The 25,371-nt window shown below is 44.8% G+C and carries 16 protein-coding genes and 1 CRISPR repeat array; of the genes, 5 read left to right on the forward strand and 11 right to left on the reverse strand.

What is annotated here, in order from left to right; genetic code table 11:
• Positions 1-37: 37 nt before the first annotated feature.
• A complete protein-coding gene (locus ABWT76_RS03830) occupies positions 38-2,179 on the forward strand; it encodes a S8 family serine peptidase (protein WP_054469762.1) in 2,142 nt (713 codons plus the stop codon).
• 511 nt (positions 2,180-2,690) lie between these two features.
• On the opposite strand, the gene ABWT76_RS03835 is transcribed toward ABWT76_RS03830, so the two are convergent.
• A complete protein-coding gene (locus ABWT76_RS03835; RefSeq protein WP_054469760.1) occupies positions 2,691-3,287 on the reverse strand; it encodes a class I SAM-dependent methyltransferase in 597 nt (198 codons plus the stop codon).
• Positions 3,288-4,198: 911 nt separating this feature from the next.
• Positions 4,199-5,068, reverse strand: a complete 870-nt coding sequence (locus ABWT76_RS03840) for an NAD(P)-dependent oxidoreductase (protein WP_054469759.1) — start codon at positions 5,066-5,068, stop codon at positions 4,199-4,201.
• 432 nt (positions 5,069-5,500) lie between these two features.
• Between ABWT76_RS03840 and ABWT76_RS03845 the strand changes: the two genes are divergently transcribed.
• Complete coding sequence (locus tag ABWT76_RS03845; RefSeq protein WP_054469758.1) at positions 5,501-5,704, forward strand: hypothetical protein; 204 nt, start codon at positions 5,501-5,503, stop codon at positions 5,702-5,704.
• 1,385 nt (positions 5,705-7,089) lie between these two features.
• Positions 7,090-12,641: direct repeats of the CRISPR family, unit length 36 nt; unit sequence GTTTCCAATCAATTAATATCCCCAACGAGTGGGGAT.
• An 857-nt stretch (positions 12,642-13,498) separates the two neighbouring features.
• On the opposite strand, the gene ABWT76_RS03850 is transcribed toward ABWT76_RS03845, so the two are convergent.
• The 9 genes from ABWT76_RS03850 to pheA form a co-directional block, all read right to left on the reverse strand.
• Positions 13,499-14,887, reverse strand: a complete 1,389-nt coding sequence (locus tag ABWT76_RS03850; protein ID WP_354635665.1) for a TldD/PmbA family protein — start codon at positions 14,885-14,887, stop codon at positions 13,499-13,501.
• A 47-nt stretch (positions 14,888-14,934) separates the two neighbouring features.
• A complete protein-coding gene (locus ABWT76_RS03855) occupies positions 14,935-15,060 on the reverse strand; it encodes a hypothetical protein (RefSeq protein ID WP_354635666.1) in 126 nt (41 codons plus the stop codon).
• Positions 15,057-15,839, reverse strand: coding sequence for a nickel pincer cofactor biosynthesis protein LarB (larB, locus tag ABWT76_RS03860; RefSeq protein ID WP_054469014.1), 783 nt, complete (start codon positions 15,837-15,839; stop codon positions 15,057-15,059). The genes ABWT76_RS03855 and larB overlap by 4 nt, the downstream gene beginning before the upstream one ends.
• Positions 15,840-15,878: 39 nt before the next feature.
• A complete protein-coding gene (locus tag ABWT76_RS03865) occupies positions 15,879-17,720 on the reverse strand; it encodes an ABC transporter substrate-binding protein (protein ID WP_354635667.1) in 1,842 nt (613 codons plus the stop codon).
• A gap of 392 nt (positions 17,721-18,112) precedes the next feature.
• Entirely contained in the window at positions 18,113-18,469 is a 357-nt protein-coding gene (locus ABWT76_RS03870; protein ID WP_054469015.1) for a helix-turn-helix domain-containing protein, read from the reverse strand.
• 439 nt (positions 18,470-18,908) lie between these two features.
• A complete protein-coding gene (locus tag ABWT76_RS03875; RefSeq protein WP_054469016.1) occupies positions 18,909-20,234 on the reverse strand; it encodes a dihydroorotase in 1,326 nt (441 codons plus the stop codon).
• Between the two features lie 85 nt (positions 20,235-20,319).
• Positions 20,320-21,669, reverse strand: a complete 1,350-nt coding sequence (locus tag ABWT76_RS03880) for a histidine phosphatase family protein (RefSeq protein ID WP_072160883.1) — start codon at positions 21,667-21,669, stop codon at positions 20,320-20,322.
• A gap of 460 nt (positions 21,670-22,129) precedes the next feature.
• Positions 22,130-22,297 (reverse strand): hypothetical protein, encoded by a 168-nt coding sequence (locus tag ABWT76_RS03885; RefSeq protein WP_156331960.1) that lies wholly within the window; start codon positions 22,295-22,297, stop codon positions 22,130-22,132.
• A 259-nt stretch (positions 22,298-22,556) separates the two neighbouring features.
• On the reverse strand, positions 22,557-23,402 hold the full coding sequence (gene pheA, locus ABWT76_RS03890) for a prephenate dehydratase (protein ID WP_054469018.1): 846 nt from the start codon (positions 23,400-23,402) through the stop codon (positions 22,557-22,559).
• A gap of 33 nt (positions 23,403-23,435) precedes the next feature.
• On the opposite strand from pheA, the gene ABWT76_RS03895 reads away from it, so the two are divergent.
• From ABWT76_RS03895 to ABWT76_RS03905, 3 genes are all read left to right on the forward strand, one after another.
• Positions 23,436-23,588 carry a hypothetical protein gene (locus tag ABWT76_RS03895; protein WP_156331961.1) on the forward strand — a complete coding sequence of 51 codons (153 nt, stop codon included), beginning with the start codon at positions 23,436-23,438 and terminating at the stop codon, positions 23,586-23,588.
• A gap of 309 nt (positions 23,589-23,897) precedes the next feature.
• Positions 23,898-24,485, forward strand: a complete 588-nt coding sequence (locus ABWT76_RS03900) for a DUF1997 domain-containing protein (protein WP_054469019.1) — start codon at positions 23,898-23,900, stop codon at positions 24,483-24,485.
• 225 nt (positions 24,486-24,710) lie between these two features.
• Positions 24,711-25,262, forward strand: a complete 552-nt coding sequence (locus ABWT76_RS03905) for a DUF1997 domain-containing protein (protein WP_054469020.1) — start codon at positions 24,711-24,713, stop codon at positions 25,260-25,262.
• The last annotated feature ends 109 nt before the right edge of the window (positions 25,263-25,371 follow it).

Below are 25,371 nucleotides of genomic sequence, written 5' to 3' on the forward strand. Positions count from 1 at the left end.
GCATCGAGATTAAGCGGTTTCTCAAGGAGTTCATGTAATGACAAATATCGATCTTTCCTACAAAGGCGTTGGCTTGGCTGATGAAAATCTCGGCATTTTCTTACAACGAGGTGGGGAAGAAATTCCCCTGGTGAAGGTGCGCGATCGCTTCACCATCTGTCCGGCCACCTCAGAGGCGATGGACTGGGACAGAATTATTCCCGCCAAACAACATAAAACGGTTACTCGCACTAATTTAGAAGTATTCATAGTGGAACCAGAAAACCTGGCAGCCGCAATGGAACAAGCCCGATCCTTGGACGTAGTGGAATTTGTCAGTCATGTATATCAAGGACAAAACGATCCGGGATTCTTGGTGTATTTGGGCAATGAAATCACCATTCAATTTGCGGACTATGTAGACCCAGCCACCCAACAGGCGATCGCCACTGCCGTCGGACTCAAACTCCTTCGACCCCTCGAAGGAATTCCCCACACCTTCATCTTTGAACTAACCCGCGAATGTCGGGAAAATCCCATCAAAATTGCCAACCGGCTGATGCGTACCGAACAAGTCCTCATCGCCGAACCCAACATCATCACGGAAACCCAGGCACACTACCGCCCCCAAGACAGCCTTTATCACAAACAATGGTATCTCAACCACACTGGCGGCGCTCAACTTGCCGCTAACTCCCACATCAACGTCGAATCAGCCTGGGACATCACCAGAGGGCTGCGTTCCGTGGTCATCGCCATCACCGACGACTCTATTGACCTCAACCACCCAGACTTTCAAGGTCTAGGAAAAATCGTCGCCCCCCGCGACCTCAAAGACAAAGACTTCCTCCCCCTACCCGGTACAGCCGAAGACAATCATGGCACCTCTTGCGCCGGAATTGCCTTAGCCGAAGAAAATGGCACCGGCATTGTTGGCGTTGCCCCTGGTTGTGCCATGATGCCCATTAGAACCACCGGCTATTTAGACGACAAATCCATCGAGGATCTATTTGACTGGGCATCCACCAAAGGCGCCTCAGTCATATCTTGCAGTTGGGGGGCTTCCGCCGTCCACTTTCCCCTCTCCCTGCGGCAACAGGCGGCGGTCACTCGCGCTGCCACCCAAGGTCGGCAGGGCAAAGGTTGCGTCATTGTCTTCGCCGCTGGCAATTCCAACCGCCCCACCTCCGACACCGTAAATGAAACCGGCTGGCCGAACAATGTCATCTCCGGGCGCACTCAATGGCTGAGTGGTTTTGCCACTCACCCCGACGTAATTGCAGTTTCCGCCTCCACCAGCTTGAACAAAAAAGCCGCCTACAGTAATTGGGGCAAATCCATTTCCGTCTGTGCCCCCAGCAACAACGCCCCTCCTGGCATTTGGTTGCCGGAAACGGGCTATATTGCCACCGCCCCACAAATCACCCAATCTCTCAGCGGTCTAGGAGTTTTCACCACAGACCGGGTAGGGGCTGCGGGCTATGACCAAACCGACTTTACCGGATACTTTGGCGGCACCTCTAGTGCTTGCCCGGTGGTTGCCGGAGTTGCCGCCTTAGTCCTTTCGGCCAATCCCGATCTCACCGCCAAACAAGTTAAGCAAATACTCGAACAAACCGCCGATAAAATCGTTGACCCTGACCCTGATCCCCAATTAGGGATTAAATTAGGCACTTATGACAGCAACAGACATTCTCAATGGTTTGGCTATGGCAAAGTCAATGCCGGAAAAGCCGTGGCTTATGCCCATCAACTTTATGCGGTGCAACGGTGGATTTCCCGCTGGACAAAACAGCGCATCTCTCAAATCTTTAAAATTCCTGACTACCAAGCGTCTGCTAACAGTTTATTTCCTTTAAATGTCTTCGGCACCACCAATGCCCCAGGCATCACCAGTGAAGTGTCAATTTCTGACAGTAACCCTGTTAAGGATATTGAAGTTACGGTGAATATTCAACATCAATTCTTGGGCGATATTGAAATCTATTTAATGGCACCAAACCAAAAAATCGTCCAACTCCAAAGTCGGAATTTAGGCAGTCAAACTCAGCTAAACAAATCCTATAATTTGCAAAATACTCCCCTGCTTCGCCAATTTGCCGGATTGTCCGCCAAAGGCACCTGGAAATTAATCGTTGTTGATTGTGTTCCTGGGGATACGGGAACTTTGAATAATTGGGAATTAAACTTAGGATTGTAAGGGCAAAGCATTCCGGGATAAATATAGCGGTTATGATCCCGATGAAGTACAGAGGTCTTCTGGATTCCCGCCTTTACCCCCGCGAAGGCGCGAAGCCTGCGCGAAGCGAGCTTAGGCGTGGGGCGGGAATGACAGATTTTTTTGTAATTCATAACTCTGACAATATTCTGACAATATATTATATTATATGATCCAATAATTATAGGATAATATTTATGTCGGAATGCGGCGGATTTTTCTGTCCAAATATGTATTCATACCCAAAAAATTATTCCTATAATTTATAGGTAAATTTGGGCGCAATGCTTGCGCCCAAATTTTAATGGTATAGCTATTTCAATTGTAGTTTAGACAATACATCAGGGGCGCTTTTCCGTAGCGCCCCTACAGCAGATCAATCTATATCGTAGGGGCGCAATGCGATCGCCCGCAATGCGGAAGTACAGAGGTTTTCTGGATTCCCGCGCGGGAATGACAGGGTTTTTTGTAGTTCACAACTCTGACAAGTGCTTTATCTAGATTTCTCAAAAATTGTCAGTAAAACTGGGGTAATTAAATAATAATGTCCCAAACAAGTTAAGCCCGCTGTGGCTCCCATTTTTTCCCGGAGTTCGGGGCTATACAGTTTAAAGCCTTTGGGAGAAAATGAAATATGTATCGGTTCTTTTTGATACTTAAAACTTGAATCAACTAGATAAAAACGCCCCCCTGGACGGAGCACTCGCTGCACTTCCGATAAAAACTTTTTCGGGTGCTGATAATGTAAAAAACTAATGGTATTAAATACCGCATCAAACTGTGATTCCGCAAAGGGCAAAGACTCGGCGTTGCCTTGAATGAAGATTAGTCGAGGGCGATGGTTTCTAGACTGTCTTGCTTGGGCCAACATTCCCGGAGAAAAATCTAATCCGGTTCCCCGTAATTCAGGAAAGTGACCGGCTAAACGGTTTAAAAGTTTGCCTGTCCCACAGCCAATGTCCAAGACATTAGGTTGGGGCGGCAGGGTGACATATTTTAGCAATCTTTGGTGAACTGCTTGGTAAAAAACTGAGGGAAATGTCCAATCATAGCTGAGTGACCAGGTGTTAAAAAAATCTTCTTTTTTCATTGGCGATGATTCTCCCAAATCTCCGATTAAATTAGGCGATCGCTACATCAAATATAATCATTTCAAATAAGAATAGGATTTTAGTCAGCCCTCAGCCTAAATCCCTCTCCCAAGTTGGGAGAGGGATTTGAAAAGCCGCCACTCTGACATAAGTCTTACTCCCCTCCTCTCCCCCTCTTCCCCCCTATCCCAACTATGGCCGCCCCCCGCGAGGGGGCAGGCGTCGGTTGGGGGTGAGGGGGGGTGAGGCAATATCCAGTGTTTCATTTATTTCTCCGTCTCTTTCCTAGTGAATTCCTAGGATTTCTCCAGTCACTTTTTGTGCGCGGCGTATCAAGCAGTTTCGCCACTTAGTTACTAGGAGGGTTCAAGACGATGGTTCCCATAACGCTATCCATGAGCAATTGACTCATATGCCAACTTTTTTGACCATCTGCTTAGGTCTTATCGGCTTCGGGAGAGCTCGCTTCACAAGATTGATAGGTATTCCGCTCCGTGGGGCTGATGTCGATGACAAGAGTGGATGGCTCCACAGAAGTCTTTGTCTGTGGGACTGTCTCACACATCTCAAGAGTTATCTTTCTTTCAGACGGCTGGAAGAAATACCCCGCGCACGTTTTGAATATTATTCTCCACTTTTCACGGGAACGAATCGCACATTTGAATTAACTATATAATGATTAACTTATCATCATTAATCAAGATTTTGTGTCAACATTTGTAAATTAAAAAATAACTTTATATAAAGGCTTGATGGCGCATCCGCGCCGCGAGAGCGAACGGACTGGAGTAACAGGCAATTAATTATTGGAGATGTCTATTTAAATCTCGGTGACAATGCCAAAGTTACCTCAGTTATCTCAGTTATCTCAGTTATCTCAGCAACCCGGTCTCTTGGTGAGTTTCTTGGGTTAAATGTGCGATGCGATCGCCTCTTTTAATAACGGCGGATTATAGCCCAAACCAAAAGCTTTAGAACTATCCAAAGACACATCTGGAGGACGCGGGGCTGACATTTGCACATTTTTTTGCAAACAGGGTTTCAGCTTCGCGGATTCTAACTTCCGTACTTCCACTAACAAGCGGAAAAAATCATAACGAGAAATTCGTTCTTTCCCCCCTAAATGGATAATTCCTTGCCACTGATTTTCCACGGCCAATAATAACCCCTCTGCCGCAGTTTTGCCGCTGACCGGAGTCCTAAACTCATCCATAAATAAAGACAACTCTTCCCCCGCTTGCAATTTCGCCAACATCGGTTGAATAAAACTTTCGGCTACCGGGCCACCATTGCCAAACATTAACGGCATTCGACAAATTGCCGTCAAAGGATAGCGGGATAACATAGCATTTTCAGCCATAACTTTTTGTTCCCCATAAAAACTCACGGGACACACCGAATCGGTTTCTTGATAAGGCGGATTTAACCCATCAAAAACCAAATCCGTGGAAGTAAACACACAGGGTATTTCTGCATCAGCACATAATCCGGCAATATTAGCAGAAACGGTCACATTAATTTCCTGAGAAATTTGCGGATGGTTTTGACAAAAATTCGGCTGGGAAGCCGCCGCCGCGTGAATCACCGCATCGGGTTTTACCTCTTGAAATAGGTGTTTAAGTTCCTGGTAATTAGTTAGGTCAAATTGGGATAAGTTCACCCCAGGGATTACTAGGGGATGAGCCAAGTAAGTCCCATATACTTGCCATTTTTTGCCCGCTATTTGGCAGATATTCCAGCCCAGAAAGCCACTACAACCTGTAAGTAATAGTTTTTTCATAATCTAAACAACATCTAAACAAGTTTTTTTTATTTCCTTAACCGGGTTTCTTTAGACAATTTCGGCCAGACATAAGTTTTGCCAGAAACCCGGTTTATTTTCTTGGTTCTCGGTTTCTCTTCGTGTCCTATGTGCCTGGTGAAAAGCATATCCTAATTTTGCCTAAAAAAATCTGGCGCTACCGTGACAACCCCTCTATTACTTTTTTCCTGTGCCAATAGCATATCTACCAGTTGTGTCTGGGGCAACTGTTAAAAAGTCTTTCGGTATGGTAGCTTTGGCAAGTAATCTATCAAGTAATCTATATTGATATCACAACTTTACTCCAACATATGCCCCGGTCAAGCCCTTGACCTGAATCCTTGCAGGGGATAAATTCCCCGGATCTATTGAGCAAGCAAATTTGATATAACTAAGCATGGGGATTTTCTTATGGAACCAAATTCTGTGTTATTTACTACGGAAGAGTTAGAACAGTGGCGAAAAAATTTAGCAGTTGCTAATAGAAATAATATTTTTTGTCATTGTCGCAATTGCGAGGCTGAATGGGTTGATTCTTCGGAGGATAATCTTTGTCCCGAATGTGGCAGCAGAAATATTGAGCATATTTCCTGTTGGCAATTTCCTGATGATTAGTTGATGGTTGTTTGTTGTTGGTTGGTGGTTGTTGGTTGTTTGTTTTTGTTTGTTGTTGGTTAACCCAGAAACCCGGTTTCTATTTTAGTTTAAGTTTTCCGCAAGGGTTGACGCAAGAAACCGGGTTTCTTAGCCTAAAAGTTAAGCCAGAAACCCGGTTTCTATTTTAGTTTAAGTTTTCCGCAAGGGTTGACGCAAGAAACCGGGTTTCTTAGCCTAAAAGTTAAGCCAGAAACCCGGTTTCTATTTTAGTTTAAGTTTTCCGCAAGGGTTGACGCAAGAAACCGGGTTTCTTAGCCTAAAAGTTAAGCCAGAAACCCGGTTTCTATTTTAGTTTAAGTTTTCCGCAAGGGTTGAGGCAAGAAACCGGGTTTCTTAGCCTAAAAGTTAAGCCAGAAACCCGGTTTCTATTTTAGTTTAAGTTTTCCGCAAGGGTTGACGCAAGAAACCGGGTTTCTTAGCCTAAAAGTTAACCCAGAAACCCGGTTTCTATTTTAGTTTAGGTTTTCCGCAAGGGTTGACGCAAGAAACCGGGTTTCTTAGCCTAAAAGTTAACCCAGAAACCCGGTTTCTATTTTAGTTTAAGTTTTCCGCAAGGGTTGACGCAAGAAACCGGGTTTCTTAGCCTAAAAGTTAAGCCAGAAACCCGGTTTCTATTTTAGTTTAAGTTTTCCGCAAGGGTTGACGCAAGAAACCGGGTTTCTTAGCCTAAAAGTTAAGCCAGAAACCCGGTTTCTATTTTAGTTTAGGTTTTCCGCAAAGGTTGACGCAAGAAACCGGGTTTCTTAGCCTAAAAGTTAACCCAGAAACCCGGTTTCTATTTTAGTTTAAGTTTTCCGCAAGGGTTGACGCAAGAAACCGGGTTTCTTAGCCTAAAAGTTAACCCAGAAACCCGGTTTCTATTTTAGAAAAAGTTTTCCGCAAAGGTTGACGCAAGAAACCGGGTTTCTTAGCCTAAAAGTTAAGCCAGAAACCCGGTTTCTATTTTAGTTTAAGTTTTCCGCAAGGGTTGACGCAAGAAACCGGGTTTCTTAGCCTAAAAGTTAACCCAGAAACCCGGTTTCTATTTTAGAAAAAGTTTTCCGCAAAGGTTGACGCAAGAAACCGGGTTTCTTAGCCTAAAAGTTAAGCCAGAAACCCGGTTTCTATTTTAGTTTAAGTTTTCCGCAAGGGTTGAGGCAAGAAACCGGGTTTCTTAGCCTAAAAGTTAAGCCAGAAACCCGGTTTCTATTTTAGTTTAGGTTTTCCGCAAGGGTTGACGCAAGAAACCGGGTTTCTTAGCCTAAAAGTTAACCCAGAAACCCGGTTTCTATTTTAGTTTAAGTTTTCCGCAAGGGTTGAGGCAAGAAACCGGGTTTCTTAACTGCATCGTTTAATTGAATGGAGTTTCCAATCAATTAATATCCCCAACGAGTGGGGATTGGGTTTGCTATTCCACCAAAGCCCTTAAGAGGTTCTCCTGTTTCCAATCAATTAATATCCCCAACGAGTGGGGATGCAACTTCTGCCAATCTTTAGGATTGGTCTTACCGGCCTGTTTCCAATCAATTAATATCCCCAACGAGTGGGGATGTATCGGTGTTAAGACCAACGGGTCAAAGGTCTCTATCTGTTTCCAATCAATTAATATCCCCAACGAGTGGGGATTATGATGGATATTTGTATTTAACCTAACCCTTTATCTGTTTCCAATCAATTAATATCCCCAACGAGTGGGGATTTACTCCAAAGCTGGCGTCCTTCTACCGATAAGATATGGAGTTTCCAATCAATTAATATCCCCAACGAGTGGGGATTTAAATGCTGGCTTCGTTGAATTGATTGAGGAAGCTCAGTTTCCAATCAATTAATATCCCCAACGAGTGGGGATCCTATGAAGATGGAAGCGTTTCTCGTGTGACTGAGAGTTTCCAATCAATTAATATCCCCAACGAGTGGGGATATAATTTGGGAGCAATTAAGCTGCTCCCACGAAGTAAGTTTCCAATCAATTAATATCCCCAACGAGTGGGGATTGAAACTTGAACTCAAGGAGAAACAAGAAGAGTATGCGGTTTCCAATCAATTAATATCCCCAACGAGTGGGGATTTGCTCACCAGATAGGAGGAGCTACTGTCAATATCCGGGAGTTTCCAATCAATTAATATCCCCAACGAGTGGGGATCAAATATATATAGTCTCTTCCCTTTAAAGGGAGGGTTTCCAATCAATTAATATCCCCAACGAGTGGGGATGGAGGGAGAGGGAATGAGAGAGGTGGGAATCGAATTCAGATTCAAGTTTCCAATCAATTAATATCCCCAACGAGTGGGGATAGGATGGAAGTCCCATCCTTGAATACGGACGGGGAGTGTTTCCAATCAATTAATATCCCCAACGAGTGGGGATTTTTAAGGTATTGAACTACCTTACTTACAAAGCTTGTTCCTGTTTGTTTCCAATCAATTAATATCCCCAACGAGTGGGGATTTTTCTAGTGCTTGTTTTTTTGTATAGCAATAATTTTGTATTTGTTTCCAATCAATTAATATCCCCAACGAGTGGGGATAAATATTGATCGCACAATTGCTTTATTGGAAGCAAGAGAGAAAAGTTTCCAATCAATTAATATCCCCAACGAGTGGGGATTCGATCGCACAATTGCTTTATTGGAAGCAAAAGAAAAGACGTTTCCAATCAATTAATATCCCCAACGAGTGGGGATACGAAACAGGATGGCAGCCGCCATTCTACATCACGGATTTGTTTCCAATCAATTAATATCCCCAACGAGTGGGGATAATAATCTAGTAACTTAAAACCGCGATCGCGCATATTGGATGCGTTTCCAATCAATTAATATCCCCAACGAGTGGGGATTTAGAATATCAACGAAAAACGAAATCAGAAGGATTTTGATGTTTCCAATCAATTAATATCCCCAACGAGTGGGGATAGTTAATAAAGGGAGCAAAAATTGATAATCTTAGTGTTTCCAATCAATTAATATCCCCAACGAGTGGGGATTCTTCCCCGTGAGTTGTCCAAAATTCACCCACATCCCTGTTTCCAATCAATTAATATCCCCAACGAGTGGGGATTTGATGAAAACTCCGAAGGCCAAGAATGGATTTTTGACGGTTTCCAATCAATTAATATCCCCAACGAGTGGGGATGACATAACATCCAATAACATATCGCCCACTTCTCTGTTTCCAATCAATTAATATCCCCAACGAGTGGGGATAATTATTTAAAGAGGAGGATTCCTACCCTGAGTGGGAACTGTTTCCAATCAATTAATATCCCCAACGAGTGGGGATAACAACCTTTTTCCATGCGCTCTTCTTTCTGAAGAAGAGTTTCCAATCAATTAATATCCCCAACGAGTGGGGATTGGACTACAGACCCAGAAATCAGGGCTGCTATTCATAGTTTCCAATCAATTAATATCCCCAACGAGTGGGGATCGTCAAGAGAAAAAGGCGTTGCTTGCATTAGACCCGACGTTTCCAATCAATTAATATCCCCAACGAGTGGGGATAGCTCTCTAAACAAGAGCTACTCGATTTCATCAATAACGTTTCCAATCAATTAATATCCCCAACGAGTGGGGATGGTTCGTGGGGTATGGTTAGCAGTTAGCCAAGCTGAGAAGCGTTTCCAATCAATTAATATCCCCAACGAGTGGGGATGCTCGGCTGGGATGCAATGCGGTTCCCGTAATATATTGTTTCCAATCAATTAATATCCCCAACGAGTGGGGATAATCCAAACAATAATAACGAAAAGCCCATTGCTCCATGTTTCCAATCAATTAATATCCCCAACGAGTGGGGATATCTGATTGGGTGGAAATTTTTAAGGCGGGGAAGCAAACGTTTCCAATCAATTAATATCCCCAACGAGTGGGGATTCTTCTTTCTGTAGGAGATGAAAGTAGCTCTTATGAGTTTCCAATCAATTAATATCCCCAACGAGTGGGGATTCTATTGCACGACAAATCGTGCAGCGATACCAGCAAGCAGGTTTCCAATCAATTAATATCCCCAACGAGTGGGGATTTTACTTGGCCCCGGCGCGATCGCATTAGCCAAGGGTAATGGTTTCCAATCAATTAATATCCCCAACGAGTGGGGATTATGGAATACACAGAAGCATTGTCTAGTATTGCACGAGGTTTCCAATCAATTAATATCCCCAACGAGTGGGGATTATGGCTTTAATTTTAAACCCAGAAAAGACCAAAGCATTGGTATTGTTTCCAATCAATTAATATCCCCAACGAGTGGGGATAAAGTCTCTGGTCAATTCGAGTCCGATTCAGCTATCTCTTCCGTTTCCAATCAATTAATATCCCCAACGAGTGGGGATATATCTTTTTCTGTAAGCATAGCTTTTTCCTCGTTGTTTCCAATCAATTAATATCCCCAACGAGTGGGGATAAGGTATACCGACCTCTGAGTGAGGATTGGGAGTGGTACGTTTCCAATCAATTAATATCCCCAACGAGTGGGGATAGATTAATCGTTTAGAGAAAGAGATTCAATCAGTGATGGTTTCCAATCAATTAATATCCCCAACGAGTGGGGATGTACTTACTCGTGAAGCCTCCCTTCAAAGGTAAGGGACATAAGGAAAGTTTCCAATCAATTAATATCCCCAACGAGTGGGGATATTGGTATGGTTGCCCATGAAGTAGGTAAGATTGTGTGGAACGTTTCCAATCAATTAATATCCCCAACGAGTGGGGATGTCAAGGTGTCTATGGTGCAGGTGGCTTGACAGTAGAAGATGTTTCCAATCAATTAATATCCCCAACGAGTGGGGATTCCAAGGTGGGTGTTGGTCACATTGCTCTGCTCATGCAGTTTCCAATCAATTAATATCCCCAACGAGTGGGGATTATGGGCTCTCGGTTAGGAAACATTGCTTCAATAGGTCGTTTCCAATCAATTAATATCCCCAACGAGTGGGGATACCTGTCTCAAGTACCAATTATTTCGTTGCTCCCGGAATTTGCAATAAAATGTTTCCAATCAATTAATATCCCCAACGAGTGGGGATGCTCAACAAGGAACGGATACCCTCTTGAGTTATAAAGGTTTCCAATCAATTAATATCCCCAACGAGTGGGGATTGAGGGAGGTAAATCTAATCCTCAATTCAAAGAGGGTTATGGTTTCCAATCAATTAATATCCCCAACGAGTGGGGATTACTAACCTAGCAAGTAAGCTGTTAGGTTTCTAATCAAGTTTCCAATCAATTAATATCCCCAACGAGTGGGGATATACAGTGAGGACCCTATGTTCTCCCAGGAAGTACAGAAAGATTTAGTTTCCAATCAATTAATATCCCCAACGAGTGGGGATACTCTGACTTCATGTCAGTCCTTCAAGCTTACGATGACAAAGTTTCCAATCAATTAATATCCCCAACGAGTGGGGATGGTAAGAACCGCAAAGAGTTAGACATCCATAAACAGTTTGTTTCCAATCAATTAATATCCCCAACGAGTGGGGATAGGAGAGTTGACTGGTACTCCAGGAGCAGGGTTTATATAAGTTTCCAATCAATTAATATCCCCAACGAGTGGGGATGCAACTAGCAATTGGACAGTTTTTAGTGGATAAAGCCACGTTTCCAATCAATTAATATCCCCAACGAGTGGGGATGGTAATCGTAGGATTAGCCCTTGATGCTACTGAAGAAGTTTCCAATCAATTAATATCCCCAACGAGTGGGGATCAATGCGATCGCATCAAAGTAACCTTCAACTAAAATTACACTGGTTTCCAATCAATTAATATCCCCAACGAGTGGGGATGGGGAGTAGCACCTCGCTGGGAGCGCTGGAAGAAGTCCAGTCAGGTAGTTTCCAATCAATTAATATCCCCAACGAGTGGGGATTAGTTACTAAGTACAAGGAAGTCCAATTACAAGTCGTGTTTCCAATCAATTAATATCCCCAACGAGTGGGGATAAGCCATTGGACAATCAAAAGGGATGAAAGGGTAGGTTTCCAATCAATTAATATCCCCAACGAGTGGGGATCCCACCTTGGAGGTGATGACCAATTCACAGCTACCCGTTTCCAATCAATTAATATCCCCAACGAGTGGGGATATGAAACAACAGGCATTAATATCTGGGTTGAAGAATCTAGGGTTTCCAATCAATTAATATCCCCAACGAGTGGGGATTTTGTATCCCATCTATCTCTTCAATTAAAAAGGAGAGTATATGTTTCCAATCAATTAATATCCCCAACGAGTGGGGATGGGGTCTCTCTGTGGAACCCAGAAGCTACTCTTCTGGTGAGTTTCCAATCAATTAATATCCCCAACGAGTGGGGATTAATAAAGAAGTAATAGAGTATAAAGGTTTAAGTATTGAACTTCGTTTCCAATCAATTAATATCCCCAACGAGTGGGGATGATTGACATCGCCGAAGGAGTCTGGGGAACTCCTGACTGTTTCCAATCAATTAATATCCCCAACGAGTGGGGATAAAGAAGTAGAAACTTTCATCAATTGGTATGAGGAGCGTTTCCAATCAATTAATATCCCCAACGAGTGGGGATATGCTGAGTTCTGCTCCTTCAAGGACGCATGGACTAAGTTTCCAATCAATTAATATCCCCAACGAGTGGGGATCTGGGAGTTAAGGAATTGATGGGCTTGCTTGGTGCCGTCAGGTTTCCAATCAATTAATATCCCCAACGAGTGGGGATGATACATCCCGGATGTACTCAAATGAGTACGTCACCGTTTCCAATCAATTAATATCCCCAACGAGTGGGGATGGGTTCCTTGCAACCTGACAATACTAATCCCAATCATATGGTTTCCAATCAATTAATATCCCCAACGAGTGGGGATCGTTCTCCTCCAGCACCGGACATACTCTTCTAATGGGAGTTTCCAATCAATTAATATCCCCAACGAGTGGGGATAGCAAAAATTATAACCCTTATCCTGTGGGATGTCTAGAGGCGGTTTGCGAGGCTCAGGAATTTTGTTGCTACAATTTTGCTAAACCCCGAAAAAAAAATCGCTGAAACCGTTACCCAGAGAGGGTGCGAGGCTCCCGACGAATTAGCTAAGTTTCAGGGATTTTTGGCCAGCCTCGCAAGACCAGGTTACTAGCTAGTTATTTATTTTATCGGGAAATCCGGTCTCTATTTTGAGTTTTTGGTAAAGGTTGACGCACAAAACCGGGTTTCTTGGGCTGGGAGTTAACCCAGGAAAACCCAGAAACCCGGTTTCTATTTTGGTTTAAGTTTTCGGCAAAGGTTGACGCAAGAAACCGGGTTTCTTGGGGTAGGGGCGAAGCATGACCGCAGACAAGTTATTGCTTAAAATATTGTAGGGGCGATTCGCGAATCGCCCCTACGGTGGTTTTCAGAGTTAACCCAGAAACCCGGTTTCTATTTTAGTTTATAGCGGTTTTCAGGTTAATAAATCGCGATCGGGCGAAGCATTCCGTAGGGGCGAAGCATTCCGGCAGTCCATTTAATATTCCAAGCAGTAGGGGCGAATGGCCATTCGCCCCTACACTGCCGGAATGCTTCGCCCGTACAATCTTTTAAGTCATAATTTATCTGCGGTCATGCTTCGCCCCTACAAATCATTGTGGTTTATTTAATAGAAAACCGCTGTAAGTCTTCGGCAAAGGTTGAGGAAAGAAACCGGGTTTCTTAGTACAAGGGTTGAGGAAAGAAACCGGGTTTCTTGGGCTGAGTAACCCAGAAACCCGGTTTCTATTTTAATTTAAGTCTTCGGCAAAGGTTGACGTAAGAAACCGGGTTTCTTACACTCCACCGACTACTACGTTGCTAATGCGGAGACTCGGCCCCGCACAGCCGACGGGTAAACCACTTTGGCCCCCTTTGCCACAACCCCCGGACTCATCCCAGTAGTAGTCATCCCCGATCGCTTCTATATCTGCCAAAGTGCTGAACACATTGCCGGAAAGGGTGACATCCCGCACAGGTTCCGCGAGTTGACCATTTCTAATCATCCACGCTTCCCCAGCGGTAAAGGTGAACATTTCCCCGTTGGTCATGCCTCCTAACCAATTTCGCGCATAGACTCCCTCGGAAATATCACTAAATAAATCTCCTGCGGGAGTTTTACCACGGGCAATCCAAGTATTCGTCATTCTCACAATGGGCGCATAGTGATAATTCAAACACCGGGCATTGCCGGTAGGGGCTTCATCCAGTTTCCCGGCAGTTTCGCGGGAATGTAGCCTGCCCACTAATACCCCATCCTTAATTAATTGAGTAGTAGTGGCTGGGGTGCCTTCATCGTCGTAGAGGTAGCTGCCGCGATGCCCTTCTGGGGCTGCCCCGTCAAAAATTTGCAGGTCTTCTGGGCCAAACCGCCGCCCCAAGGTCATTACTTCTAATAAGTCGGGGTTTTCATAAGCCATGTCCGCTTCGGAAAGATGGCCAAAGGCTTCGTGAACAAATAAACCGGAGAGAATAGGGTCAATTACTACGGTGTAGGTGTTGCCCTTAACTGGAGGTAAGGATAAGGCATTCACAGCCCTTTCCGCAGCCCCGCGCACTTGCTGATCCAAGTTGGTCAGGTCTTCGTAACCCTGACGAGATCCGGTGGTTTCTCGCCCGGTTTGCACCATTTCTCCGTCGCGGGCGGTGGCGGCAAAGCGCATTTCCATGTCTACCCAAGATTGTTCTAATAAGGTGCCGTCGGAGGTGGCGAGGATAAGTCGCTGAGAAATGTCCCCGTAGCGGACGGAAGTGGTGGCGATCCGAGGGTCAACGCTATGGAGAATTTCGCTGTAGCGATCGCAGAGTTGCTTTTTCACCAACAGGGGCAAAGTTCTGGGGTTGGTGCCACTTCTATGTAAATGATAAGTGCCGACCACGGGCTCCACATAAGCCAGACAAGTGGTGTCATCCCCGACTAAACGGGCAGCAGCGATCGCTTCTTCCACTCTGGCTTGGATATGTTCCAAATTATTGAAACTGGCAAAACCCCAGCCTCCCTTGTAACAGGCCCGAACTTGTCCCCCAGTGGACACCCCTTCGCTGAGGGTTTCAATCTTTTCCCCGCGCAAAAAGATATCGGTGCCCTCGGCGGCTTCTAGGCGAATGGCCAAATAATCAACTCGGTGGGCAAATCGCCGAATTAAGTCTGAAAGTAAATTCTTGGCGTCATCGGTGACAATCATTATTTTTTAACCCAGAAACCCGGTTTCTATTTTATGTATGAATGAGTTTATCGCAAAGGCTGACGTAAGAAACCCAGAAACCCGGTTTCACGCAAGAAACCCAGAAACCCGGTTTCTATTTTAGTTTGAGTCTTCGGCAAGGGTTGACCCCAGAAACCGGGTTTCTGACTCAAGCAACCTGGTTTCTGGTACGCAGAATTTTAGCCGCTAACATCGCCGCCCCAAAGCCATTGTCAATATTCACCACCCCCAGACCAGCAGCACAGGAGTTAAGCATCCCCAATAAAGCGGCCAACCCATTAAAACTAGCCCCATAACCGATACTGGTGGGAACAGCGATCGCGGGGGCTTCCACCAAACCCGCCACCACACTGGGTAAAGCCCCTTCCATCCCGGCGACCACAATCAACACATCGGACTCCATCAGGATATGGCGGTTGGCCAATAAACGGTGAATTCCCGCCACTCCCACGTCCCAAAGACGTTGGACGCGAAAGCCGCAAAGTTCGGCGGTGACTGCCGCTTCTTCCGCTACGGGCAAGTCGGCAGTTCCGGCACAAACTACCCCAATGGTGCCCGGATATTCCGGTTCTATGGGGGGAATAGCGGTGGCACAAATCCGCGCACTGCGGTAATAGACCAAACCGGGCAATAGTTCATCTAACTGCAAATAAACCTCTGGGTCGATGCGAGTTGCCATGACCACGGGATGGCGATCGCGCATCACCTGCATAATTTGCCCAATTTGCTCTGGGGTTTTCCCCGGCCCCCAGATAACTTCGGGAAATCCCGTGCGGAGGCTGCGGTGATGATCGATGCGAGCAAATTCCGTTTCTCCGTCCCTGGTGACAGGTTCAAAGGCCATAATTTTGAGATTTTCCAAGGCAGCATCGGGCTTGAGGGTGCCGTTGGCGACGGCTTCGAGTAAGGTTTGTAAGGCTTGTGAGTTCACGGCTAGATGTTTGTTGAAATTTGCTGAAATTTGTTGAAATTATTCGCTAATTGTTAGTTCATAGATATTCCAGAATGCACCACCGATGGCCGAATATTGCACTCCTTGAATGCGATCGCGCACTGCGGACATACTCAAAGGATTCACCAAATGAATCACCGGCAAATATTCTTGCACTAATTTCTGGGCTTCGCTATAGATAGCCTTGCGTTTTTCCTCATCTAATTCTTGGGCTCCTTGGACATACAAATCACCGAGTTTTTGTTCCCAATCAGCGATTTTTCTGCCCACCAAAGGAGTTTGCCCCGGTTGGCGTGATTGATTAAAAACGTGCAATCGACCATCAGGAGCCCAAAGATTTGCCCCATTATTGGGTTCGACTCCGCCGGTAAATCCAATCAAATGACATTCCCAATCCAAAGAATCCGTCAGTTTGGCAACCATAGCATTAAAAGCAATCGGTTGAAAATCAACGGTAATGCCGATTTCACTCAAATCTTGTTTAATTTGTGCGCCCATTGCCTCTCTAATTTTATTTCCCGCGTTGGTAATCAAAGTAAAGCGAACTCGGTTGCCGTCTTGGTCTAGGAGTTCATTTCTCTCGTTATATTTAAACCCCGCACTTAATAATAACTCTTTAGCTTTTTCGGGATTGTAATCATAGACGGGTAAGCCTTTTTCTGGGGAAAGATAATAAGGGCTTTGGATGGAAAGATGAGAATTTTGAGGTGCTCCTAGCCCGCGAAATGTATTGTTAATCATTCGGTCCCGGTTCAGACTATAGGCAACAGCTTGTCGAAAAGCCACATTACTAAACCACCGCAATTTAATCGGGTCTACCACAGGTTTTTGAGTATCCGCATTCCGACCTTGATTCAGATTAAAAGCCATAAAGGTGGTTCCCGGTGCTTGACCACCATTATAAATGGTAAAATTATTCCGATTTTCTTCCTGCTTGAGTAACTCAAAATTGTCTGGAGAAACCGAAATAGAATCTAAATTACCAGAGCGAAACTTCAGCAATGAGGTATCTTGAGATTCGACAATTTCCCAAACTACCCTTTCAATATAAGGCTGAGAATTACCTTGAGCATCTTTGCGCCAGTAGTAGGGATTTTTTTGAAAAAATAAGCGCTCGCTGGTAGTATAACCGGCTAATTGGTATGGGCCATTGCCGATAATTTTTTCCGGTGGTGTATTGGTATTCCAAGTGGAGAGAAACCGCAGATTTCCATCAGATTCTTCCTTGAGGGTAGAACGCAGAATATGGGCGGGTAAAATTTCTTGGCTAGTGGTGCGTAAAAAAGGCGCAAAAGGTTCCGGCAGAATGAATTCAACCCGGCGATCGTCTAGTTTTCTCACTTGGGCTAAAGCGCCACTTTTGCCAATGCGTAAAGTATCTCTAGCACTGGTAGGAATTTTCTCGTTATAGTACAATTCATTGTAAGTAAATACTACATCATCAGCGGTCAAAGGTTGCCCATCAGACCACTTTAAATCCGGCCGCAAGGTGAAGATAAATCTTAGTTTGTCTTCAGAAATTTTCCAAGATTCTGCTAGTCCCGGTTCTACCATCGCGGTGATACCATTTTGCGTGGTTAAGCCCTCAAAAGTTAGCCCAAAAATATTGGGAGATTCTGTACTGAGAACTGGGTTAAAAGTTTTGGGATCGCTGAGTACGCTCAAGACTACTTGATTCACACTTGCGGCTTGACTTTTGAATTGAGCGGGATTGCACCCAGAAAGAGCGATCGCGCATAAAATCGCACATACAAAAGTTAGGGCGATTCCCGTGAGGGATCCGCTTCGCGGAATCGCGAAACACCGTCGCCAATAATTACTCAGGAGTTGCATATATTTATTGTCTTCCTTATATTGCATATATTTTATTCATATATTCTATTAATTTATAGCGTTTTTCTGCTGAATAGATCACATATGCTTAGTAGGGGCGAAGCATGACCGCAAATAATCTCTGGAACCAAATAAAAAATTTTGTCCCGGAATGCTTCGCCCCTACGGGTATTTGTGGTTGACCAACGTGAAAACCGCTGTAATCGCATTTGTCATGGTTAAATCGGCTTTGTAATTTTTTTTGATTTTTGAGATTATCATTAATGCCCAGATTTAAGCAACTATAATATAGCACAATTATCACTTTAATTAAAATATTTTTCAGTGAATTTTCATCAAATTTTACTGAATTAATGTAAACTAAAAATCAGCAAATTTAATGTTATTTAACATATAAATAAATAGCTAATCAATCAGCCTTAATTATTTCTTGTTTTATCTAGCTTGAGTCGATTGCGAATCCGACTCATGGTGGCTTGGCTGAGTCTAACTTGGGTCATTTCATCGAGGCGATCGCACAATTCCAGCAAAGTAGCATCCTGATATGCTCTCAGCAATTCAGCCACGATTTCCATTTGCTTCGCTGTTAACTTCGGGGTCGAACCTCCACTGTGGGGTAGGGGGTCAACCTGTCCGGTTTCCCGATATCGTTTCATCAAATTTTGCACAAAACCAAGACTGACACTAAAACGCTTGGCTAATTGACGATAAGAGCCTTCCTTATTTTCATAAGCCTGAATAATTTTTTGGCGCAAGTCATTAGAATAAGCTTTCATTTAGTGGTTTCATCTTTCCAGCTTTAGATAAGGTAAATTGTACCAGACTTACCCGAAAACTGTCTGAATAGTCCCTGGGTGTGGGGTGTGGGGTTTGGGGTGCAGAGGAGCCGAGGAGCCGAGGAGCCGAGGAGCCGAGGAGTCCGCCGTCGGCTTCCGGTGTAGGGGCGCTTCGGCTTGCGTCCCTACACCGGAAGCAATGCTGACGTCTCTGCTCCGGAAGCATCTCTGTGAACCTCTGTGTCTCTGTGGTTCAATTTACTTATTTCTCCCTTAACTACATCGTAATAGTAAACCCCACTGCCCCACACCCTACACTCCTCCATTTCTCCATAAATCTACTTAGGTAAACCTTCTAGGTGATATTTAAAGTTAGGAGCGATCGCCAACAAGAAACCCGGTTTCTCCGAGAAAAGAAATCGGGTTTCTGGGAAGGTTTCTAAGCCAAAGTTTTCACCACTTGACCTGTGAGAGTTTGTCCCAACCAAGGGGTATTGTGCGATCGCGAAGCTAAATGATTAATCTCTACTTTCCAAGTTTTCTGCGGATCGAATAATATCAGTTCTGCGGAACTTCCCTGGGTAAAAGTTGCCGGTTTTTGTTGGAAACATTCAGCGGGATTGGTACTTAAAACTCGCCAGAGTTGTAGGGCGGTTAACTTGCCAGTTTCTACTAAGTTGTGCCACAATAAAGGTAGGGCTAATTCTAACCCGATCGCTCCTGGGGGAGACTCAGCAAAAGCCACATGAGTTTCTTCATAAGAATAGGGACTATGGTCGATCGCCACCACATCGATCGCCCCATCTTCAACCGCAGAAATCAAAGCTAATTGGTCTTCAATATTTCCTAACGGGGGATCGAGATGCATCGCGGCATCGTAGGGAATTTCTGGGGCTGGATGACATAAAGAAGAATTGGGGTTAAGATGGCCGCGAATATTTTGCACATTTAATAATAAATGCATCCAAGTGGTACTAGCAGTAATCGGCAATCCTTGGGCTTTGGCAGCGCGAATTAATTCCACACTGCGGGCGGTGGAAATTCGCATCAAATGCACGGGAGTCCCTGTAGCGGCGACAATTTCCAAAATTGCGGCTAGGGCAGAAGTTTCCGCGATCGCTGGGGAACCGACTAACCCCAAACGAATGGAAGTGCTGCCTTCCCGGACGGAACCATTGCCCCCTAAATCGCGATCGCAAGGCCACAGGGCGATCGGTAATCCCAGGGGTTGCAAATATTCCAAACTCCGACGCAACAAACCCAGCTTTTTCACCGGCTGACCATCGGTAAATCCCACCACCCCAGCATTGGCTAACTCTGCCAACTCGGTCATCTGTTCTCCTTTTGCCCCCAAGGTCAGCGCCCCCCAAATGTAGAATTGAGGCAGCTTTTGGGGTGACTGTTGGGGTAACAGGTTGAGGCAACGGTGCAACCCGGTGACAGCGGTAGCATTATCAATCTCTGGGTGAGTATCTGGCAGAATCCCTAACCGGGTAAAACCCCCAGCAGCAGCGGCTTGCATCAAAGATACCAGGGTTTCCCGTTCCTCAAATCCTGGTTCCCCGCTATGACTATATAAATCGACTAAACCCGGCCCCAAGATTAATCCCCGACCATCGATCACTTCTGTATCAGCGCCGATCGCTTCAGACAAGTGGGGGGCGATCGCCTGAATGGTGCGATCAACAATCAGCACATCAGCGATTTCGTCTGTATTGGCAACTGGGTCTAATACGCGGACTTGTTGGATTAATTGACTGTTCACAGATTGTTACTGGTTACTGGTTACTGGTTATTTGTTATTGGTTATTTCGCTCAAATAACGAATAACGAATAACCAGTAACTAATGTTATAATGCCCCGGCTGCGGTTCGATCCAAAATCCCACCGAGGTGAATCGTAATATTGGCAGCTTCTATCACCGGCAGACCATCAGGCCCATCAGGATAGTCAATCACCGTCACACTGCCGTTACCTTGCTTAAAATTCCAGAAATGTTCTGGACCTAAGCCAGACAGATAACACATCACCGCCTTATTAATTGCATCGTGACCGACCACCAAACAAGTGGTATTGGGTGGCGTAGATGCCACGATCTCCTGCCAAGCGGGGATACTGCGATTCCAGACATCCTGCAAATTTTCACCCTCTGGCATTTGCACCGTTTCCGGGGCAATTTTCCACTGCTGCAACATCCCTGGAAAAGCTTGCTCAATTTCCGACTCAAACTTACCTTCCCAGAGGCCGTGGGAAATTTCTTGTAACCGCTCATCCAGTTGCAGCGTCACCCCTGGATGTGCTTGTAAAATAATTTCCGCCGTTTCTTTGGGACGCAACAACGGACTGCTGACTGCTGAATCGATCTGCACACAGGCGAGAAAATCTCTCGCTTGTTGGGCTTGGATTCTGCCGTTATCATTCAGGGGAATATCAATTTGTCCCTGAAACTGCTGCTGACGGTTCCATTCCGTCTCCCCGTGGCGCACCAATAACAAACGCGGGCCATGATGACCAGGGCGGGGTTTGGGGAGTTTATGTCCCACATGGGCGGTTAAGTTCATCGACTCTAACTGCACCGGATCGGCCAAGGTTCCGGCAAAATTGAGCACGCTAATGCCACAGTTAGATTGCTGAATCGAATGATAGCGGTCTGGGGAAATCCCTAAAGCGGTACTAATTAAGCAACGATTAATCCCATTATGGGCTACCACTAAAATCGTTTGATTCGGGTGCTGAGTCAGGATGTCTTGCCAGAATTGCCTCGCTTGGTGATGCAATGCTAACACCGGGAAATGTTCTCCCTCTGGGGTCATCATGCATAACTGATGGGGGCGTTCTTTCCAGAGTCGGTAATCTTCAGAATACTTCTCTTGGACTTCCGTGCGCCGCAAACCTTCCCATAAGGGCAAATCAATTTCTCTTAAAAGGTCAATTGGTTGAGCAGCAGGAGCAGGGTGCGCCGTGTTTGCCGCCGTTTTTTCTGATAGGGCAGCAACGATAATTTCGGCGGTTTCTTTCGCCCGTTGCAGGGGACTGCTGTAAACGGCATCAAATGCAATGCCTTGTAAGGCTACAGCAACTTGACGAGCAGTCTCCCGACCGACATCCGTTAACACGGATCGATCTAGGCGGCCTTGGATCCGCTGCTCTACATTATAGGTGCTCTGGCCATGACGAACTAAAATAACGCGAGTGGTCAGGGTTCTATCCTCCGGCTGCGACTTCTAAAATTTTGCGCCCTTCCAGGGCGACTTTTAAAATTTTGCGCCCTTCCAGGGCAACGGAGTCCGCAACCCTGGTGCAAGCGGCAGTCTGAATAAAATAATCAGCGAGAATCGTTATGGTTAAAAATATAAATAACGATGCTTTTGAGAATCTCTTTGGGGTAGATCAGAAGCATTTTACCCCTAAAGAGTGTCTCTTGATAAGTTGAAAATTGTGAACTAATCATATGGCAACGGATCCCTGGGATCGCTGCCCGGGGATTGGTTTGCGTTCAGTTCAGAAGTCGCCCTTCCAGGGTAAAGAACTGTAACAAGATATCTACTCATATCTTTTCAAATCTTCCGGGAGTGAGGTTTTACCTGACAGACATAAAACGCATAACACCAAGAGGGCGAAGTCAATTAGATGAGCGCATAACTATAAACTATGCTCGTGTCAGCAGTTATGACCAAAAAGAAGACGGCACAGCACTTGGAGATGCTTAACTACACATTGGGGGTGGTTTGGTCGTTGGGTATCCGCAGCGAGATAGGTTTGACCAAATCCGCCTTGCCCCAGTGGTTGTAAGATTTGATAGCGTCCTTTAAGGAGTTGGCCTTGCATTTGATTGCTTCGGTGGTGGAATATATTTCAATTTTAGATAAGACAACCGGGAATTAGACTCAGAAACCGGGTTTCTTTTTCCCAGAGAAGAAACCCGGTTTCTTTTCCTGGCGATAGCGATCGCTTACCAAGAGAAAACTTTTTGTTATACAATATTGACTCGGTATTTACTCGGTGAATCTCTGTGTCTCTGTGGTAAAAAAAAGACAAGATACCAGGTTTATTTTAGCAACCAGGTATCTATGATTCTCATAGTTAATTAGTATTTGATGAATATCACCGGATATCGGCCAAATATTTTGAGGGTTTCGGTGCAAGCATTGAGTTCATCTAATGCCGAATGAACTAAAGGATCTTCCGCATCCGCTTCGATGTCAATAAAGAATAAATATTCACCGATCGCCCGTTTAGTGGGACGGGATTCAATCCGACTCATATTAATCCCTCTTTCTGCAAAAACTTGCAACGGTTTGACTAAAGCACCGGGGATATTTTTTGGTAAACTAAAAGCCAGAGAAGTGTGAGTTCCCTCTTGAGAAGGTTGCAAGCTCACTACCCAAAACCGAGTACAATTATCTGGGCGATCGTTAATAGGATAAGCGAGTACGGGAACCTGATATAATTCTGCGGCTCGCATAGAAGCGATCGCCCCGCCAAACTCATCTTGATCTAATTGCTGAACTGCCTCAGTAGTAGAATTAGTCGCAATCAATTTCACTGCGGGCAAAGACTTTTCTAACCACTGCTGACATTGCCCCAAAGCCTGGGGATGAGAATACACAGTTTTAATCCCTTCATAATTACTGGTTCTTGCCAGCAAAGCATGAGCAATAGGCAACAATAAAGCTTGCTGAATTTGCAACTGATCTAACTGCCAAATCGTATCCAAAGTTGTGGCCACACTGCCTTCAATGGAATTTTCCACCGGCACCACTGCCAGAGAAACTTCACCCTCTGCCACTGCCCGCAAAGTTTGGGCGATCGTCGGATAGGGACACAACGAACATTCCCCGGAAAATTTTACCGATTGTTGATTCAGATATGCCAGGGCAGCGGCTTCACTATAAGTCCCCGCAGGGCCTAAATACGCAATTGATTGATTCATAAGAATTTTTGATTCTACATTCAATAATTATTGATGCTGGTATTGATCCTGGAAATCATCGCAATTTATTTAAGTATTTGTACTGATTTAATCCCGGAAATTCAGCAAATTTTCCCCGCCGTCTCAGAAATCAAGGGAAAGCCGATCGCGAATTTTTTAGGGATATGCCCGGATATTTCGATTTAGTCATTGCTGATTCAGTAATCAAGAGATTTTTTTCATTACCTGGGAATTTCTGGGGAATTATCACCATAATGCCCTAGGATGATCGGGAAAAAGTCTGATGGTGAGGTGAAAAATATCACCCAAGTTTATCCGCCAAGTTTATCCGCCAAGTTTATCCGCCAAGTTTATCCGCCAAGTTATTTAATAGTTTCAGTTGCCAGCGCTGATTGACGAGCAAAAAATTCCCACAGCCGAGATCGCCTCTTCATACATTATTAATATTTGTTACAATTTATCACAAATTATTTGAACAATGATTACTGGTTTCTCATGTTGACTCATTTTTTTGCCTCACAATCTGTGGAAATCGTGGTTCCAGAGCAGCCCATACCAATCAGTCACTATTTACGCCAACCCCAGCGTCTGGTACATAGCCTGGTCGAACCCAGTCGGATGGAACAGTTAAGCCCAGAAAAGTTTCGCCTGAAAATGCGTCCTCGCGAGTTTATGATGTTTCGGCTTCAGCCAACGGTGGATCTGCGAGTCTGGGCAAAAGCTGATGGCACCATTCATTTAGCCTCCGTGGGCTGTGAAATTCGCGGAGTGGACTATATCAACCAACGGTTTGCCTTAGATTTAGTGGGTCAATTGTCCCCTTGTGAAGTCAACGGTATCACCTATCTCAAAGGAAAAGCGGATTTAATTGTTCAAGTAGATGTACCCCCTCCGTTGGATATCACCCCACCGATGATACTAGAAACCACCGGCAATGGTTTGCTGCGGAGTATCTTGCTGACGATTAAACAACGGTTAACCCAGCAACTATTACTCGATTATCGTCGTTGGGCTTCCGATGAAATTGAGGCAACGAATTTCTCTCAGCAGCCAGTATTTTCCCCCAATGGTCAAAGTGCGTAATGTTATTGGCTATTGGCTATTGGCTATTGGCTATTGCTTGTTGCTTGTTGCTTGTTATTTATTGGTTATTATTTATTCGTTATTTGATGAATAAAACTAACAAATAATAACTAATAACCAATAAATAACAAAATTTATTCCTGAGAATCTTGCAACATTCCTTAAAGTATTGTAAATTTTATCAAATCATCAAAACGTCCCTGTGTTTTTGCGTAAATTTATAAAATGTATAACAATTTCTTTGCCTCTCAGTCCGTAAAACTAGCGGTGCCCCAGCAAGCTGTACCGATTCATCATTATTTACGGCAGCCAAAGCGGATTGTGCGGGCGATCGCCGACTCCAGCAGGATCCACCAAATTGGCCACGATTCCTATCGGCTGACCATGCGACCATTAAAATTTTTTACCCTAAAAATAGAGCCAACGGTGGATTTAAAAATATGGGCTGATTCTAATGGGACAATTCATTTAAAATCCGTCGGTTGTGAACTGAAAGGCATTGAGACAATTAACGAACATTTTGATATCCAACTTCAGGGGACGATGCAGCCGTGTAAAGTTGACGGAGAAACTTACTTAAAAGGTGGGGCTGAGTTGGGATTAAAGATTTTTCTACCCCCGCCGTTTTCTATGATGCCAAAGCAAATGGTACAGTCTACGGGCAATAGTTTGCTGCGGAGTATTTTGCTGAAAATGAAGCAACAATTAATGCAGCAGTTGTTGTTAGATTACAGTAAGTGGGCGATCGCCCAACCCGAAGAGGCGATCGCCGCTTAATTGATTGCAGGGTGGAGGTTGTAGGGGATCTTCTAGAGCGGGGGTGCAGGGGAAGTGTGGGAAGTGTGGGGAGGATGCATCCTATGCCTAGGATGCATAGGATGCTAAT

Source organism: Planktothricoides raciborskii GIHE-MW2, from assembly GCF_040564635.1.
In the GTDB taxonomy this organism is placed as follows: Bacteria; Cyanobacteriota; Cyanobacteriia; order Cyanobacteriales; family Laspinemataceae; genus Planktothricoides; species Planktothricoides raciborskii.